Here is a 20,054-nt window from a genome sequence, read left to right as displayed (position 1 = left end):
AACTCGGAGAAAAATTGGTAAACGATTTAAAAAAACCCGGCTAAGCCTCCTGGGAAATCTGGGAAGGCGTAGCGCCCAGATCACGCAGCATATCCTGTAGAACTGCCTGACCGGTCAGACCGTCGGCCAATGCTTCGTAATTCAACCGGATGCGATGCAGAATGACGTCTTCCGCCAGCACAAACAAATCTTCGGGGATGACATAATTACGACCATTGATCAATGCCCGCGCCCGTGAGGCTTTGATCAAGGCAATCCCGCCGCGAGGACTGCAGCCCAGTTCAATATTCGGATGATTTCGTGTCCGGTTAATCACCTCAATCACATGTTCCAGAAACGTATCGCTGACATGAATGTCGTTCACCGCCTGCATACAGCGTACCAGATCTTCCGAGGAGCCAACCGGTTTGTGTTGCATCACGTCAAACTCTGTATTCACGACCGCCCCCCGGTCTTCTTTACGAATACCGAGTGCCATGTTGCGTTTCAAAACTTCGCGCTCTTCGGAAGGCTCCGGATAATTCAACCGGTGACAGAGCATGAACCGGTCGAGCTGTGCTTCCGGCAGTTCGAAGGTACCAGCCTGTTCTACCGGGTTCTGTGTCGCGATCACCAGGAACGGAGCGGGCAGGGACAGCGTCTCGTTCCCAATCGTCACTTTCCGCTCCTGCATCGCTTCCAGGAGCGCCCCCTGCACTTTCGGTGCGGCGCGGTTGATTTCATCCGCCAGTAACAGGTTGGTAAAGATCGGCCCGGTGCGGGTGACGAATTCATTGGATTTCTGATCCAGAATTTGTGAGCCCAGAATATCAGAGGGCAACAGATCGATCGTAAACTGAATCCGGGAAAAATCGAGCTCAATTGATTTAGACAACACTGAAACCAGCAGCGTCTTGGCCAGTCCGGGCACTCCCTGTAATAGAATGTGGCCGCCCGTGAACAGGGAAATCAGCAATCGTTCGACGACCTCATCCTGTCCGACCACCACAGTCGCGACCTGATCACGCACATCCTGAATAAAACGGGTATTTTCGAGAACTTCAGCAGAGACGTCGTTTTGATCAGTCATGGAAGAATTCATCGGCATCCTTCGATTCAGGCTATTTTATTGAAATGCTTACACGGCAAGCGGATCTACGGCTTGGCTGTATGAAGAGAAACAGCGTGCTCCTCCACAGGGATTGGAATGGTGATTACGATCTAAACAATGGTTCTATCGTATAAACAAGAGCACAGTGTATCTTAAAACCCTGAATCACAGGCTGTCAACTACTTTCATTCCATTTTCATGACGCATCCCAAGCCTCGTCAGTTCCACGAAATGAAAACCGTTTGAAAAGAGGGAAATCAATCACAGCGACCTGATTTTCTCATTTCCCACCACTGTCTTCATTCCCTATGACGGTATCAAGCTATGTGACCCCCAAAGCAATATTCATCCTGTCTTTTGCAGAGTGTGAAATTCTATAAATAATTAAATAATTAACTAGCCTAACCAACGGAGTATTGGTAACGTTGTTTATACTACTGTATCAGAAGTATACACTGAACCTTAATTTCAATCACCACTACACTTTACACAAAAGCTCATCACCACCTCCTTTCTTTAAAGACGACCCACCACCTGTTAATACAAATTAAAAAAATAAACTGGATAAGGGCCTTTATCACATGTTGCTTACGAACTGGCTTAAGTCGATAGTAAATCGTTGCCGCTCAAGTCGCACTCACCAGCGAAGATCACTCTGGCGCCGCCAACATGTTTCACATCGGCAGCGACGCTATCAATCCCAGTCAGTCAACATCGTCGAACTCCTTGAAGATCGTACGTTACTGACCTCATTGTTCAGCATTGATGATGTTTCAATCAGCGAAAGTGATAGCGGAACATCAAACGTCGTGTTTACAGTAACACGTAGCGGGAATAGTGCTGGTGACCTTAACAGTATCGCAACCGTCAACTTTTCAACACAGGATGGAACTGCGGCGCTAGCTGATGCCGACTATATTGCGCAGTCCGGAACACTCGTCTTCACTGCGGACCCTACCGGACTCACTCAGACACAAATCATCACCGTCTCCGTTAATGGGGACACGCTGACAGAAACCGATGAAACATTTCAACTGCTTTTATTAAACAGCAGTCCCGGAACGACAATCGCAGACGATACTGGAATCGCGACCATCGTCAACAATGACTCTGTTTCTCTCAGCATCAGCGACGCCACCGCGCTCGAAAATGAGCCATTCACCTTTAACGTCTCACTTTCTGAAGTCGCTGGCGCTGATATTTCTTTTCGCGTGACGACACAGACGGGCACAGCGGATCACAGTGATTATACGTTTCTGAATAATCAACTGGTCACAATCAAAGCGGGCGACTTATCCACGTCTGTTACCATTTATGTCCATGATGACAACACTCAAGAATCCGATGAAACGTTTTCTGTCGTCATCAGTGATCCTCAACTGGACGGAATGACTCTTCCAGGAGCGTTAACCGTTTCGGACGCTACAGGAACCGGTACGATTGTAAATGATGATGCTGTGCCAGGGTCGGTCTTCAGTATCGAAGATACCTACTTTTCTGAAGGCGATGATGGTACCCTGAATATGGTGGTTCGTGTTACCCGCACCGGTGCCAGTCCTGGAGATTTAAATTTTGCGACTACTGTTGACTATACGACCATCGATGGAACCGCGATCGCTGGTGAAGATTACACAGCCAAAACGGGGACACTTAGTTTTTCCGCCAGCGCGACGGCGACTTCCCAATCGAAAAACATCTTAATTTCCATCTCAGGCGATTTCTATAAAGAGCTGACTGAAACCTTCAACGTCCGCCTGAGTAACCCGACCGGAGGCAGTGTTTTAAAAGGGAATGTTCCCAGCCTCGATGGAACTGCGTATATCCTGAATGATGACACTGATTTTGCTTTTCAGGAACAACTCCTGGCAGACCCGCTGTATGCAAATCATACCTATGACCGATATGGAAGCCAGATTGCAATCGATGGAAATGTGATGGTTGTCGGTGCGCCTGACAATTCTGCGAATGGAGATAACGAAGGAGCCGTTTACATTTATGTACGGAACCAGCAGGGAACTCCTTTAGACGAATCAGACGATACCTGGGAATATGAAACCGCTTTATTACCCGAAATCCCCCCGTCCACAGGCGGCCAGTATGCCACACGCTTTGGTTCGTCTGTTGCCATTGAGGGCGATACGATTGTGGTCGGTGCTGAATCAGCATACGTTGATACAACCAATCGAGGACTTGTTTTCATCTATACCCGCTCAGGCAGTGACTGGAAAACAGTAGCGCCCCTGGTCGAAACACTTGATGTTTCAGGAACCTACAACACGAGTTACTTCGGTTCTGCCGTTTCCATCTATCAGGATACAATCGTAGTCGGTGCCAGATCCGATCATTCCGTCGTTTCAGCCGGGGGAGCAGCTTACATCTTTGAGAAAAATGGTTTGGACTGGAGCACTCCCGATATCAGGCAGTTAACATCATCGGATCTTGATCAAAATGATTTTTTTGGGGCGGCGGTTTCCATTCAAGACAACCTGATCGTTGTCGGAGCTCCCAAGGATAATACTTCCAGCGTCGACAGTGGATCAGCCTATGTCTTCACAAAAAATGGCGCTGACTGGATCACGAATGCGCCGGTTGAAGCAAAGTTGACTGCTTCGGATGCAAGTTCCTATGACTACTTCGGATATTCAGTGACGACAAATGGTGTTGATGTCGCCGTCGGTGCACATCAAACAGATGATTTTGGATACGGTACCGGGTCGGCTTACCTGTACTCCCCAAACGGCTCAGACTGGACGACGCTTGCTCCCACTGAGATCGAATTCACTGGCCAGGCCCAAGACGACTATTTCGGATCCTCGGTCGCACTCGGTTCGGACCGGCTGGTCGTTGGCAGCATTGGTGGAGGTGATCACGGAACAGTCCATGTCTTCAGTCAAAGCAACAGTGTCTGGGATCCGGGCACTGTGAATGAATCGATACTGACAATCACATCAAATCAAACACAACACGAAAATCTGGGGGATGCCGTTGCAATTTCGGGAGACACCATCGTCGCTGGCGCCCCCAATATCGATTTTGATGGCGCAGGCAGCGGGGCGGCTTACGTCTTCCAGGATACAGGAGCAGAAAACTGGATTCAGCGCAGTGAAGTCGGACCAGACCAGGTTACGACCGCCCATAATGCGGGAGATGCCATCGGAAAAGACATTGTCATCAAAGGCAATTATATGTTGATCACTGCTCCCGGAACAGATTCCAGTCTGGCCTCCGATGGAGTGGTCTATCTCTATCAGCGAAATGATGCTGGTACTGCAGCAGACAATACCGATGACACCTGGGATTTTCTCACATCCCTCACCGCGCCCAACCCCGTTCAGACACATAGTTTTGGAGACCAGATCGCGATTGACGGCGAAGTCATTCTGATCAGCGCGACTCTCGATAACAATACCTCGGAAGTATACCTCTATGAGAAAAATGGGAGCGACTGGACAACCATCGCACCAACCGTAACCGCTCTGCTCTCATCTGTTTTCAGAAACCTCAGTCCTGATTCGACCATCGCCATCGATGGCGATACCATCGTCGTCGGTAACCAGAGCGCGACCGGAAATTCTGTCCTGTCCGGCGCTGTCTACGTCTACACGAAAAATGGGGCTGACTGGTCAACCCTTCCCCCTTCAGAATCAATCCTGTTCGCCTCCGATGGCGCGGCGGGTGATCAGTTTGGAATTTCAGTCGCGATTGACGGTGAAACGATTCTGATCGGCGCTTCAGAACATGCAGGTCGCGGCGCAGCCTATCTCTATCAACGGGGGATAACGGGCTGGGACACAGCGATCGAAACCAGACTGATTGGATATGACATCAGTTTAAACGACAAGTTTGGAACCACAGTCGCCATCGATGGCAATACCGTTGCCATTTCTGCTCCTGAGTATGATGGCGCGTCAACGAATGTGGGAGCCGTCTATCTTTTTGATGGTAGCGCAGGATGGGATCAACCGAACGTCACCCGATTTTCGCGTACAACGGGAAATGGTTATGATAATTTCGGGAACACCCTGAGCCTTGATGGACAAACTCTTGTTGTAGGAACTCACTACAGTAAAAGAGTCGCTTATATTTATGATAATGTATCGAACTGGAACCCGCTGAATGAAACAAAGATCTCCTACAGCACCAGTTCTCCATTATATGGCTCGGGCTTCGGGTCCACAGTTACGATTCAAGGAAATAATTTTGTTGCAGGCGTTGTAGGAAACGAAAGTACTACCACCAGCAAAGTCTATAGCTATAATCAGCAGACTCCCAGCTTCAGCATCGATGATGCCAGCATTACGGAAAGTGATAACGGTAGCCAGACACTGAATCTGACCGTCTCAGTCAGTGACATCCCAGATGGAATATATAATCAGCCAATCTCCATCGATTTCGCCACCGTCGACGGCACCGCGACTGCAGCAGACAACGATTATCAACCCTTGTCCGGCACACTCTATTTTGACGAAGATTCCCCTCTCGCGACCCAGACCCAGACGATCTCGATTCTGATCAACGGAGATACAAAGGTCGAACTTGCCGAATCCTTCTCCGTCATTTTGTCGAATCCGTCGGTAGCCTCTGACTTCTCCGAAGGAACGGCTGTGGTCACGATTAATGACAATGACACAGCCTTACTCTCCATTTCTGATGTCAGCGTCAACGAAGATGCTGGAACAGCCACGGTAACAGTTTCGTTCAATCAACCTCTGCCTGGAAATGCGACGGTAGACTACACTACCAGCGCTGGCTCCGCACTCGCGGGTACAGATTATTTAGCCACCAGCGGTACGTTGAACTTCACTGCCGGCCAACAGACCCAGACCATCACTGTAGATATTCCTGATGATGATCTGGTTGAACTCGATGAAACGTTTGATGTCGCTCTCAGTAATCTCCAGAGCGCTGGTTTCCTGACAAGTATCCTGGATGGTAGCGGCACGGTCACAATCGAAGATGACGACCAGCAGTACGAACTGGAATTCAAATCGAAGATCCATGCCGTCGGAACGATACACGAGGGAGACCACCTGGGAAATGAGATCGCCGTTGATGGCGATACCATGATTTCGGGCGCTCCATTCTGGAATGATTCGGTTGAAAATCAGGGTGGTGCCTTTGTCTATGTCCGCAACCAACAGGGGACTTCGGACGACCTGTCGGATGATACCTGGGACTACCAGGCGACGTTACTTGCCCCTGATGCAGCCTATTTTGATCGCTTCGGCTGGTCGGTAGCCATCAGCGGCGATACGGCAGTCGTCAGTGCAGTGACCGGCCAGGAGGGTGTCCCCAACAGTGGTTCGGTTTATGTCTTTACCCGCACTGGAACAACCTGGTCATTCCAGCAGGAACTGACAGCATCGGATGCCGTCACAGATGACTTTTTTGGTCAGGTCGTCGCAATTGAGGGAGATACGATTGTTGTCGGCTCTCTGCGCAACAATGCTTATACCGGAGCCGCTTATGTCTTTCAGCGTTCCAATGGCGTCTGGTCAGAAACCACAAAGCTGATACCCTCTGATGCCACTACAGGCCAGCAATTTGGAAGTTCCATCGACATCGAAGGCGCCACCATTGTGATTGGCTCCTATCGGGATTCAGAAACATTCGGTCAAAGCGGTGCAGTCTATATTTTCCGCCAATTCGCGGGAAACTGGACTGAAACCCAAAAACTAAAGGCTTCCACTCCAACTTTAAATGCACTCTTCGGAACTTCTCTGTCAATTGAAGGAGAGAATCTGATTATTGGCAATCCTGGCACTTTCGTCAGTGCTGTCAATAGCGGTAAAGCCATTCTGTTTACCTTCGATTCCAGTACAGGCTTGTGGAGTGAATCACAAACATTGATTCCTACTGACGGCAGCGAAAGCGCCTATTTTGGACGACAAGTCAGGATTCAGGACAATCTGATTGCCATTGGAACTCTGAGGGATCCTGATACGGCGGTTAGCAACGGTGTGGTTTACACCTTTGTCAAACAGGGGGCAAACTGGGTCCAGGACCAGAAACTAATTTCACCAGATGCCGTCGAGGGAGACACCTTTGGTAAAGCCATCGGAATCACAAACGGCAGTCTGCTCGTGAGTTCCTACTATGATGACGATGGCCTGGATAATACGGGATCTATCTATCACTTTGGTCCCAAACCTCCCGCAATCACCATCAGCGATGCCGTATTTACCGAAGGAGATAACGGCTCTCGATTCATCAACATCGAAGTGACCCGCACCGCATCCCATGCAGGTGACCTGTTACTTCCTGCTACAGTTGATTTCACTACCCTCGACGGCACCGCGACAGTAGCCGGTGGTGAGTATCAGACCAGTTCCGGCACACTCAACTTTAGTAGCGACCCCACTGCCCTGACACAAACGGAAACAATCTCAATCGAAATCTTCGGCGATACACTGGTTGAACTGGATAAAGCGTTTTCAGTGGTCCTTTCTAATGCCACCGGCCCTGGCCGAATCGAAGATGACACCGCAGACATTACCATTACAGATGACGATCAAGCACAGATTTCCATCGCTGACGTCACCGTTAATGAAGACGCCGGCACAGTGACCCTGACTGCCTCACTCGATCAACCTGTGGCAGCAACAGTCATGGTCAACTTCGCCACAGCAGATAATTCGGCAACGAAAACTGCCGACTATGTTGAAGCTTCCGGTGTCCTGAACTTCAATCCTTACGAACTGACCAAAACCTTCACTATTTCGATTACAGATACCAATCTGGTGGAACTTGATGAAACCTTCCTGGTAAACCTGGCAAATATTCAGTCTGGTACCGCTGACGTAATTTTCTCAGACAATCTAGCCTACGTTACGATTACAGATGATGATCAGGCAGCCATCTCCATCAGCGATCTCACCGTCGATGAAAACGACGGCACTGCCACGCTCACGGTCTCACTCGACAATCCTGTCGACACCAGCATCAGTGTTGATTACACCACCGCAGATGGTTCTGCAACTTCCAGTAGCTCTGATTATCAGTCCACAACAGGCACACTGACATTCAATCCGCTTGAAACTTCCAAAACGATCACAGTTTCAATCAATGATGAAAATCTCGTCGAACTCGATGAAACGTTTTTTGTCAATCTCCTGAATCTGCAGTCCAACGACGCAAATGTCGTTCTCACAGACAATCAGGGCAGCATCACAATTCGGAATAATGATCAGGCCAGCGTTTCCATCAATGACATCTCAGTCGATGAAGACGCAGGAACAGCAATGCTTACCGTCTCGCTGAGCCATCCGGTCGCGACCACAGTATCTCTCGATTTTGCAACGCTCGACGGAACGGCCCTCAACAATTCTGATTATACCCCAACTACGGGCACAGTCACTTTCAACCCGGGCGAGACCACAAAAACTATCAACCTGACAATTATAAATGATGACCTCTACGAACAGTCAGAATCGTTTTTTGTTCAACTCTCGAACCTGGAACAGAATGGATTCAATGTAGATTTCGCTGTCGATCAGGCAGAAGTCACGATTTTGAGCAACGATTTCCCAACTCTTTCAATCAATGATGTTGAAGTCGATGAAGATGCCGGAATGGCCACACTGACTGTCTCACTTGATCAGCCTGTCGATACCATCGTCAGCGTTGATTACTCTACCGCAAACCTGTCTGCCATCAGTTCTCTCCATTATGTAGCTACTTCAGGCACGATCAGCTTTGACCCGGGAGAACAGTCCAGGACAATCTCCATTTCGATCATTGACTCAGACTGGGTTGAGCTCGATGGCAGATTCTTTTTCGTCAACCTGGCGAACATACAGGCTAATGGGAACGACGTGATCTTTGCAGACGATCAGGCACGGGTCACAATTCGAGAGGACGATCAGGCAGTGATTACCGTCGACGATATCATCGTTGATGAAGATGTAGGATTGGCGACACTCACTTTTTCAGTCAGTAATCCTGTCAAAGCTGATATTTTCCTGAACTACTCCATGACCGAACAGACAGCAGTCGCCGATCAGGACTATGTGAACAGGTCTGGCGTCTTCGTCATCACCTGGGGAAAACAAACACAAAAACTGGGGTTCCCGATCATCGATTCGGACCTGGTCGAAAATCCGGAAAGCTATTTAATCAACCTGACCGGAATTGATGCGAATGGTCGAAACGTGGTCATCGGCGATAATCAGGCCCAAATTACCATTCTCGATGACGATCAGGCAAGTCTTTCTGTAAATGATGTGATCGTCAATGAAGCGGCAGGAACGGCTACTCTGACGGTCTCTCTCGACAAACCGGTTGACACAGCGGTTACGGTAGATTATTCGACCATCGGCCAGAGCGCAACTGCTCCTGGTGATTATCTAAATCAGACCGGCACACTCACTTTCAATCCGGGCTCGGTGTATCAAACCATCGTGATTGATCTGGTTGACAGTGCGACTGTGGAACTGCCAGAAACTTTCGATGTACAACTCAGCAATTTGCACTCTGGCGGATTGAATGTAGTCCTGGCTGATAACCTGGGAACCGTCACGATCCAGGACGATGACCTCGGCGATTTGGAACTGAAGTCCAAGCTGCATGCTGAAGGAACCCCAGGCATCAATGACAACTTTGGATATGACGTCGCCGTTGATGGAGACACACTGATCTCCAGTGCCTTGTTTTGGAATGAAACATATTCCAGCCAGGGGGGCGTCTTTATCTATGTCAGAAATGACCAGGGAACCCCGGAATATACAGGCGACGATACCTGGGACTATCAGGCAACATTACTGGCTCCTGATGCCGACAGCACACCGGACCGATTTGGCTGGTCAGTCGCCATCAGTGGCGATACCGCCGTCGTGGGAGCTCAGTTTGGTGATGGCACGACTGACAATATCGGGGCTCTTTATGTTTATACTCGCTCAAATGGAATTTGGAGCTTCCAGCAGAAATTGATCGTTTCCGATACAACCAACGGCGGTTTTTTTGGAGAGATCGTTACCATCGAAGGTGACACGATTGTGGCAAGTTCCTATTCGATTGATAGCTATACCGGCGCTGCGTTTGTATTTCAGCGAGTCAATGGCTTTTGGTCCGAGACGGCAAAATTGACTTCAGACTCACCACAGGAACAGGCGTTCTTTGGATCTTCCATCGCCATTGAAAATTCCACCATTGTCATTGGGTCCCGCAGGGAGACTGATACGCTTAGCGCAAGTGGAGCCGTTTATATTTTTAGAGAGACAGAGGGTAATTGGACTCTTGCTCAGAAGTTGAATGATTCTTTACCCGCTTCCAACGGAGAATTTGGGGGTTCTGTCAGCCTTGAGGGAAACCTGCTCTTAGTTGGTGCCCCTGCTCTCTCTGGCCATAATTCAGCGCAAAGTGCGGGTAAAGCCATTCTTTATGAGCTCGACCCTGAAAGTGGTTTATGGGCTCCGATACAGTCCTTAGTCGCATCAGACGCCGCGCTGAATACCTTCTTCGGAACAAATGTCAAAATACATAATCGTCATATCTATATAAGTAGTCTATCAGATCCGACTGTCGAGATCGAAAACGGGGCCGTATATGTCTTCAAGGAGGAAGGACAGGACTGGGTTGAACAGCAGAAAATCAGTTCCCCTGATGCGGAAGCCTATGATCGATTTGCGAGAAGATTCACTATCTCAGATGATACTCTCTTTCTTGGTGCTTATCGTGATAACCAAGGAGTCGAGAATGCAGGCTCGGTTTATGTCTACGGGCTGCCGCAAAACCCACCCATCTCAATTGAAAACGTCACCATCACAGAAGAAGACGACGGCTCGCGTCTGATCACAGCGACTGTAACGCGCACAGCCACCAAAGCAGGTGATTTGATCTATGCAGCGACCGTTGATTTTCAGACTGCAGATGGTTCTGCTACAGTCGCTGACGGCGATTATCAGAGCACCAGTGGTACACTCACCTTTAACAGCGATCCAGCAGCCTCCAGTCAGTCACAAACGATTTCGGTCCGCATATACGGCGACACAGTCTTTGAAGCAGACGAAACATTCTCAATCGAACTACTGAATGCCACAGGACATGCTCATATTCTCAATCCGTCCTCGACTGTCACGATCCTGAATAATGATCCGGCCTTCATTTCAATCAATGATTCCATCGTCGACGAAGATGCTGGCACTGTCACAGTCAATGTTTCACTGAGTGACCCGGTTGACACGACAGTGACCGTCGACTTTGCAACCGCCGACCAGAGCGCAACCAGTTCCACAGACTATAACCAAACGACCGGTACAATCACCTTCAATCCCGGCGTGCAGTCGCAGACGATTGTCATCCCAATCACTGATTCAGAGTCCGTCGAATACGATGAAACCTTCCTGGTCAATCTCTCCGGAATTCAGGCCGGGGGACGCAACGTTATTTTCGCCGATGACCAGGCTCAAGTAACCATTCACGAAATTGATCAAGCCGCGATCTCGATTGACGACGTGGCCGTTGATGAAGATGCCGGCATAGCCACCCTGACAGTCTCACTCGATCGAATTGTCTATACCGATGTCTTCTTTGATTTCACGATGACAGACCAGACGGCAGTGGACCTGCTCGATTACGAGAACAGCTCGGGACTTCTGCCTATCATAGCAGGACAACAAACCCAAATTTTAGAGATCCCCATCATCGATTCAGATCTCGTCGAAAATGAGGAATCCTTCTTCGTCAATCTCTCAGGCATCCAGGCGGACGGATTTGATGTAGTCTTTGCCGACGATCAGGCTGAGGTGACAATTCACGATAATGACCAGGCACAGCTTTCCATCGGCGACGTCACCGTCAACGAAGACGCTGGCACGGTAACCCTGACGGTCTCACTCGATCAACCTGTAGCTACAACGGTGCTGGTCGACTATGCCACCGCTGATAATTCGGCAATAGAAACCGACGACTATGTTGGTGCTTCAGGCACCCTGAGCTTCAGTCCGGGTGAACTGACCAAAACCTTCACCATTTCGATTACAGATACCAATCTGGTGGAACTTGATGAAACCTTCCTGGTAAACCTGGCAAATATTCAGTCTGGTACCGCTGACGTGATTTTCTCAGACAATCTAGCCTACGTTACGATTACAGATGATGATCAGGCCGCCATCTCCATCACAGATATCACCGTCGATGAAAACGACGGCACAGCCTCGCTCACGGTCTCACTCGACAATCCTGTCGATACCAGCATCAGTGTTGATTACACCACTGCAGATGGTTCTGCAACTTCCAGTAGCTCTGATTATCAGTCCACAACAGGCACACTGACATTCAATCCTCTTGAAACTTCCAAAACGATCACAGTTTCAATCAATGATGAAAATCTGGTCGAACTCGATGAAACGTTTTTTGTCAATCTCCTGAATCTGCAGTCCAACGACGCAAATGTCGTTCTCACAGACAATCAGGGCAGCATCACGATTCGGAATAATGATCAAGCAAGCTTAACCATTGCTGACACTTCTGTTGATGAAGCAGTGGGAACAGTCACACTCACTGTTTCGCTTGATCAACCGGTTGAAACCACAATCAGTGTTGGCTATTCCACCGCAGATCAAAGCGCAACTGAAACTGAAGATTACATGAGCGTTTCTGGAACATTAACTTTTAATCCGGGTGATCAAACCAAAACGTTCACTGTGCCTTTAATCTATTCCGGACTCGTGGAACCGGACGAATCGTTTCTGGTCAACCTGACTGGTCTGCAGAACAACGGATTTGATGTCGTTCTGGATGATAGCCAGGCTGTAGTCACCATTATCGATCGTCCTCCGAATTCGGTGTTTAATATAGAAGCCACGTCCTTTCTTGAAGGAAATGATGGCACTAAAAATATTTACTTTCGAATCACTCGAACAGGAGAAAATGCCGGAGATCTGAATTTTGCGACAACCATCGATTTCACCACAGTTGATGGAACCGCGATTGCAGGAGAAGATTACACATCACTCTCGCGCACTCTCACCTTTAGCGCCAGCCCCACTGCCACATCTCAATACTCGAATGTTTTATTTTCGGTCAACGGAGATCAGTATCATGAACTTACGGAAACCATTATCGGGCGTTTGACCAATCCGACAGCAGGCAGCACGTTAAAGGGTGACGTTCCAGTCCTGGAGGGAGAACTGTTATTACTGAACGATGATACTGAATACATCCACATGGGAACTCATTATGCAGATCCCCTTTATGCGGATCATACATATGACAGGGTCGGCTCTCAAATTGCCATTGATGGTGATGTCATGGTCGTCGGGGTTCCAGAGAATTCAGCCAGTGGGAATGCCGCAGGAGCAGTCTATATCTATGTGAGAAATGACCAGGAGACTCCCTTAGACAACACAGACGATACCTGGGAATTCGAAACATTTTTCCTCCCCACTTTTCCTCAGGCTGGCGGAGCTTATCTGGGATCGGCATTTGGCTCATCTGTTGCCATCGATGGCGACACAATCGTTGTAGGAGCAGAGAGAACTTTGGATGGTTCCCCCTATGCAGGAGCCGTCTATGTCTATACAAAAGTGGGTGATGACTGGAAAACCGAGGCCCCACTCGTTGAAACCCTGACAGTTACCGGAATACCTGATTCTGCCTCCTTAGGTAATTCTGTTTCCATCTTCGAAAACACCATTGTTGCGGGTGCCTACAATGACAGATCCGCCGCATCCAGTGCGGGTGCTGCTTATATCTTTGAAAAAACGGGAGGCAACTGGTCAGCACCACAGATCCAACAACTGCTTCCCGCTGATCTCGCACAGGGAGATAAATTCGGTACTTCCGTTTCGATTTATGGTGACTTAATCGTCGTTGGCTCACAACATGATGACGACTATGGCAGCAGCAGCGGCTCTGCTTATGTCTTCACAAAAAATGGGGCTGACTGGACGACACTTGCTCCCACAGAAGCGAAACTGACCCCATCCGATGGCTCAGCCGGTCAATACTTCGGTCGCAAAGTTGCCACAAACGGCGTTGATGTCGCCGTCTCTGCCTACAACAATCTTTATGGAGCAGTCTATCTCTATTCCAGGAACGGAGCAGACTGGTCGACCATCGCGCCGGATGAATCCCAATTCACCAACAACGATATGGGCAATGATTTCGGAAAGTCGATCGCTCTGACTACTGACCAATTGGTAGTCGGGGAATTCGGAGCAGCGTATGTCTATACGAAATCGGGGCTTGACTGGGATGTCAATACGGTTTCAGAAGCAGTCCTCACGAAATCGACGACCGAAACCTCCGGATTAGGAAGCGGTGTCGCAATTTCCGGAAAGACAATTGCTGCCGGGGCTCCTAAACTGAGTTTGGACGGATACGACAGCGGTGCTGTATTTATGTTTGAGGAAACAGGCACAGACGTCTGGACATTCACCACGGAAATCAATCCTACACTGGAAGAGACTGCACATAATGTTGGTGACGTATTCGGAGACTCAATTGTTATTGATGACAACTATATGCTGGTGACCGCTCCGGGATTCGTTTCTGACCCAGACGCCATCAGCGTCGTCTATGTCTATGCCAGAAACGACGGCGGAACACCTGCTGACGAAAATGATGATACCTGGATCTATGAAACATCATTCACGGCTCCCGAACCTGAATCGACATACCGTTTTGGAGAGAGCGTCACAATTCAGGGCACTACGATTCTAGTAAGCGCGACCTTGAATAATGGTACATCGGAAGTCTACATTTATGAACGAAACGGATCAGACTGGACCACCATCGCCCCCACAATCACGCCTCTGTTAGATCGTGCTTCCAGAGTACTCCATCAGGAACTAATCGTAGCACTGGATGATCAGACTATTGCCATTGGAAGTCCAAACGGAAATGGTAACGCCAGCGAGTCAGGCGTCGTTTATGTTTACACCAGAAACGGTGCTGACTGGTCATCGAGTATCCCCCTGGAATCAACAATCATTGCTTCGGATGGCGCCGCGGGAGACAACTTCGGTACGTCCCTCGACATTGATACTGACAAACTCATCATCGGCGCCTCTGGAAATGACAACCGCGGTGCAGCCTATCTGTTTGAGAAAGGCATTACAGGCTGGGACTCTGCTATCGAAACGAAAATCACGGGATCAGATAGCGCAACAGGAGATAAATTTGGCGCATCTGTTGAGATTGAAGGACATTCAATTGCGATCGCTGCCCCTGAATATGATGCAGCTGGCGCAATCAATACAGGAGCCGTCTACCTTTATGATGGGAGTGCTGGATGGAATAATTTAGTCGAAACGAAATTCTCTCGAACCGATGGCATAAACAGTTATTATTACTATGGAACTGATATCGACCTTGATGGCACGACGCTTGCTATTGGAACGACAAAATGGACCGGCTACCTGTACGATGGATCCAATGGCTGGAATCCCCTGAATGAGACAGTTTTCCCTGCCTCTTCATCGCTTTATCCCTACCCGATCGGCCTGGGGGGATCTGTCGCGGTGCAGGGAAACAATCTGGTCTTCGGAGTACTCTATTATCCGACCACTCAGTCATCCAGTGTATATAGTCTCAATAAACAAGTCCCTCTGTTCTCTGTTGAAGATGCTACTATCGTAGAAAACAACAACGGCACGCAGTCGCTGCTTTTGACCGTCACCGCCAATGGGATTTTACCCGGTAACTATGAGACTCCCCTGACTGTTGATTTCACAACAGTCGATGGAACCGCAACAGCTCTCGACAATGATTACCAACCTGTCTCCGGAACCCTGACTTTTGATAATCATGCTGCTTCGACTTCGCAGACCCAAACCATCACAATTCCTATCATCGGTGACACAAAAGTAGAAGTGGATGAAACATTTTCGGTAGTGCTTTCCAATCCTTCCGTTGAAGCCAATCTCTCTCAGGGCACGAGCCTCGTCACCATTGATGATAATGATCAGGCATCGATCAGCATTACTGACACCATTGTCGACGAAAATGCCGGCACAGCAACACTCACGGTTGCACTCGATCAACCCGTCACTACGATAATCGCCGTCGACTATGCAACCGCCAACCAGAGTGCCACCAGTCCCAACGATTTTCAATCTACCTCAGGCACTCTGACCTTCAATCCAGGTGACCTGTTCAGAACCATTACAGTCCCTCTCGTGGATTCGGAGATGGTGGAACTGGATGAAACGTTTTTGGTGAATCTCTTCAACATACAATCCAGTACGGCAGACGTTGTCTTTGCTGACTCACAAGCGCAGGTTACGATTCACGACGATGATCAGGCCGCTTTCTCTATCGGCGATATTACGGTTGATGAAAATGCTGGCACCGCAACACTCACTGTCTCACTCGATCAACCCGTCGATGCAACGATCAGCGTTGACTACACCACCGCTGACCAGACTGCCGTTCAACCTGATGATTATAGCAGCACTTCAGGGACGCTCACGTTCAACCCCGGTGAGCTGACTCAATCCATCACAATTGCCATCTCGGATTCCGAGCTGGTTGAAATCGATGAGACGTTCCTGGTGAACCTCGCTAATATCCAATCCAGTACGGCAGACGTCGTCTTTGCTGACTCACAAGCGCAGGTCACGATTCAGGACGATGATCAGGCCGCTTTCTCCATCGACGATATTACCGTTGATGAAAACACAGGCACCGCCACGCTCACTGTCTCACTTGACGAACCCGTTGATGCAACGATCAGCGTTGACTACACCACCGCCGATCAGACTGCCGTTCAACCTGATGATTATAGCAGCACTTCAGGGACGCTCACGTTCAACCCCGGTGAGCTGACTCAATCCATCACAATTGCCATCTCGGATTCCGAACTGGTTGAAATCGATGAGACGTTCCTGGTGAACCTCGCTAATATCCAAGCCAGTACGGCAGACGTCGTCTTTGCTGACTCACAAGCGCAGGTCACGATTCAGGACGATGATCAGGCCGCTTTCTCCATCGACGATATTACCGTCGATGAAAATGCAGGCACCACCACACTTACTGTCTCACTTGATCAACCCGTCGATGCAACGATCAGCGTTGACTACACCACCGCCGATCAGACTGCCGTTCAACCTGATGATTATAGCAGCACTTCAGGGACGCTCACGTTCAACCCTGGTGAGCTGACTCAAACGATTATAATTTCCATCATTAATTCTAATCGGGTTGAAATCGATGAGACATTCCTGGTGAATCTCTTCAACATCCAATCCAGCACGGCAGACGTCGTCTTTACTGATTCTCAAGCGCAAGTCACGATTCTAGATGATGACCAAGCTGCTCTCTCCATCAACGATGTGACTGTGAATGAAGATGTCGGCACTGCGATGGTAACAGTATCCCTGGACTCGCCTGTGGATGCGCCTGTCAGTATCGACTATTCCACCGCAGACCAGACCGCTGTCAGCACTGCAGATTACAGCAGTACCACTGGTACCGTGATTTTCAATCCGGGAGATCAACTAAAAACGATTTCGGTTTCCATCACCGATTCCGATCTGCTCGAACTGGATGAAACCTTTCTGGTAAATCTGTTCAATCTTCAAGCCGATGGCCGCAATGTAATTCTGTCTGACAGTCAGGCAGAAGTCACTATTCTCGACGATGAAATTGCCACTGCCGAGATAAATGTGCGTGTTGTCAATTCTCCTACGATCACACAACCCAATGGAGAATTAGCCGCACTCCCGGAAAGTCAGAACTGGGTCAGCGAGTGGTCTTCCTACTGGGTCGAAATCTGGATCGATGCCACAAATCCGATTAACCGGGGAATTGTCACTGCTTCGTTAGATTTCAATTACAATACCGAATATACATCAGCCACAGAGTTCGAATTTGGAAACGCCTTCACTCAAAACCAGGCCGGCACGATCAACGATCTTACAGGAACCGTCGCAGGCCTTTCCGCAGAAACGAATGCCTCTGGACTGGGAGTCGAGAACCAGGTTCTCTTTGCCCGAATCAAATTTGAATCGCTGACGGGAGATCAGGTCAGCCTGGATCTTCCAGGCAGGAGTATCGGCCCCTATGATTTGGGGCTTGATGTCAGCTCGCCTCAGGTCAGTTTAGAAGGCGATATCACTACGGCAGCAAGCCCGGGATCCGATAACGGAGCCAGTATCTTCGCCAACCCTTTCGATCTCAACGACGATGACACAATCAACATTCGCGATCTTGTTTTATTCATCAATGTTTATCGAAGTGTTCCCAGTGAATCGAGCTCCGACTACGCCTGGTTTGCAGATTTTGACAAGAACGATCATGTTAACATTCGAGATTTAATCCAATTGATTAATAATTATGGAAAAAGTAAACAGGGAAATTCAGCAGTCTCCTACCCAGACAATTATCCCGATGCCTGGAATCAGTTGTTGACACTGGATACGATAATCGAGCCGCCGTCAACACCACCACAATCACTCACCCAATCCACCGCAGAGACGGCATTGGAGTCGGTCGTCAATCAGATCAGCCCGGCGCTCGCCCCCAGTGAGAGTCAAACGCTTGAGTACATTGATATCCAGGTTGTCGACCTGAAAGACGACACGTTAGGCCGTGCTGCCGCCGGGACAATCTATATCGACGTCAACGCCGCCGGCTATGGCTGGTTTGCAGATACGACGCCTGCCGACCACAACGAATTTGCCTGGTCCAGCGAATTGACATTAATCGCATTACCCGACAGCAAAGCCAGAGGACTCGTGGATCTTCGGACCGTCATTCTTCATGAACTGGGACACATTCTCGGTTACGAACACGAAAATGAAGGCGCTATGCAAGACAGGCTGGCCCCCGGCGTTCGCCATCTGTCAACCTGGGATAATGATCTCGACTCATTCTTTACAACAGTACAAGACGATTCAGAGATGTTATTCTTCTAACACAAGTGCTTTCGAATGAGGTCCATTTATTCTTCCGTCACCTGACTTTGACTCAGCCGGCTGACAGGCACCTTGAGAAAATGAACCCCCTGCCGGTTCATAAAAACGGTACCAACGTGTTGCTGATCGATCTGAACCGTACGGGCCGAGTAATATCGGGCTGTCACTGCCGTTTTCGGCAGCAGCACTTTAGTTCGCTGCGCATCCCAGGTCACGCCGTCATCGTCTGACAGGTTATAGCTCAGCCCCATATTTTTCTGTCCCCTGCCCCACGTCACCAGTACGCGTCCATCGGCAAGCGTTGTCAAATAGCGTCCCTCAGCGTTATCACGTTTGTCCGGAACAGCCGGAAAGTTCTTCACGATTTTCCAGTGCGCGCCGTTATCCACAGAGTGCAATAAGACCGGCCCCATCGACAGCAGCGAACCATTCGCGGTGCGCACAATTTGTTGAAACTCGTGCTGCTTTCCATCCGGCCCCACCAGAGGATAACGTTCAAGCACACCGGTCTCCGGATCAAACAATCGCGGTACTCCCACCCGCAATGGCAACAGCCACCGACCCTTACTCCAAGGTAGAACATTATGTCGTACCGCACCCAGATGTTTTCCGTCAACCGGTCCGATCAGATGCTGCTCACTCCAGCTGCGTCCCTGATCTTCACTCAATGAGTAAAGCAAGGCCCGCTCATAATACCCGTCCAGCGCCTTATCATCGGCAATATAATTCCAGGTCACCAGAATTCGACCGTCAGGCAAAGCATCAACAGTCCCCGGATACACTTCATACTTCCTCACTTCACGAATCACATCGGGCCGTTTCGCCGACGTCGGAATCGGCCGGGGTTCAGACCAGTTCGCTCCCTGATCAACTGACCGTGAGCAGAGTAATACGTTCTCTCCCTTAAAGACAACAATCAATGTCCCATCGCTGGCCCGGCAGATTGAGGGATGAATGTGCCCGCCGATCCGCTGATCGAAAATCGAAACCGGCTTCTCTTCCGCCTGAATGAACGGGGGAAATCCCAATACCATCAGAACGACAGGTAAAACCAGCGAAAGCAATCGCATCATTTTTCATACCTCACAAAGCGCTTTACGGCGAAT

Annotated in this window: 3 protein-coding genes; 1 reads left to right on the top strand and 2 read right to left on the bottom strand. The window is 49.3% G+C overall.

Annotated features, from left to right (window positions below):
* Positions 1-40: 40 nt before the first annotated feature.
* Complete coding sequence (locus Enr17x_RS10075; RefSeq protein WP_145308310.1) at positions 41-1,069, bottom strand: AAA family ATPase; 1,029 nt, start codon at positions 1,067-1,069, stop codon at positions 41-43.
* A gap of 602 nt (positions 1,070-1,671) precedes the next feature.
* On the opposite strand from Enr17x_RS10075, the gene Enr17x_RS10070 reads away from it, so the two are divergent.
* Positions 1,672-18,948, top strand: a complete 17,277-nt coding sequence (locus Enr17x_RS10070) for a Calx-beta domain-containing protein (protein ID WP_145308308.1) — start codon at positions 1,672-1,674, stop codon at positions 18,946-18,948.
* Positions 18,949-18,974: 26 nt separating this feature from the next.
* On the opposite strand, the gene Enr17x_RS10065 is transcribed toward Enr17x_RS10070, so the two are convergent.
* Entirely contained in the window at positions 18,975-20,021 is a 1,047-nt protein-coding gene (locus Enr17x_RS10065) for a sialidase family protein (protein WP_145308307.1), read from the bottom strand.
* Positions 20,022-20,054: the final 33 nt, after the last annotated feature.

The sequence above is a fragment of the Gimesia fumaroli genome (assembly GCF_007754425.1).
In the GTDB taxonomy this organism is placed as follows: Bacteria; Planctomycetota; Planctomycetia; order Planctomycetales; family Planctomycetaceae; genus Gimesia; species Gimesia fumaroli.
The sequence above is the reverse complement of the archived record's forward strand: the minus strand, read 5'-3'. Positions and strand labels throughout refer to the sequence as shown.

Bases quoted from the DNA above. Each gene is read 5' to 3' on its own strand.
- Enr17x_RS10075 (WP_145308310.1), bottom strand. From the start codon at position 1,069: ATGACTGATCAAAACGACGTCTCTGCTGAAGTTCTCGAAAATACCCGT.
- Enr17x_RS10070 (WP_145308308.1), top strand. From the start codon at position 1,672: ATGTTGCTTACGAACTGGCTTAAGTCGATAGTAAATCGTTGCCGCTCA.
- Enr17x_RS10065 (WP_145308307.1), bottom strand. From the start codon at position 20,021: ATGATGCGATTGCTTTCGCTGGTTTTACCTGTCGTTCTGATGGTATTG.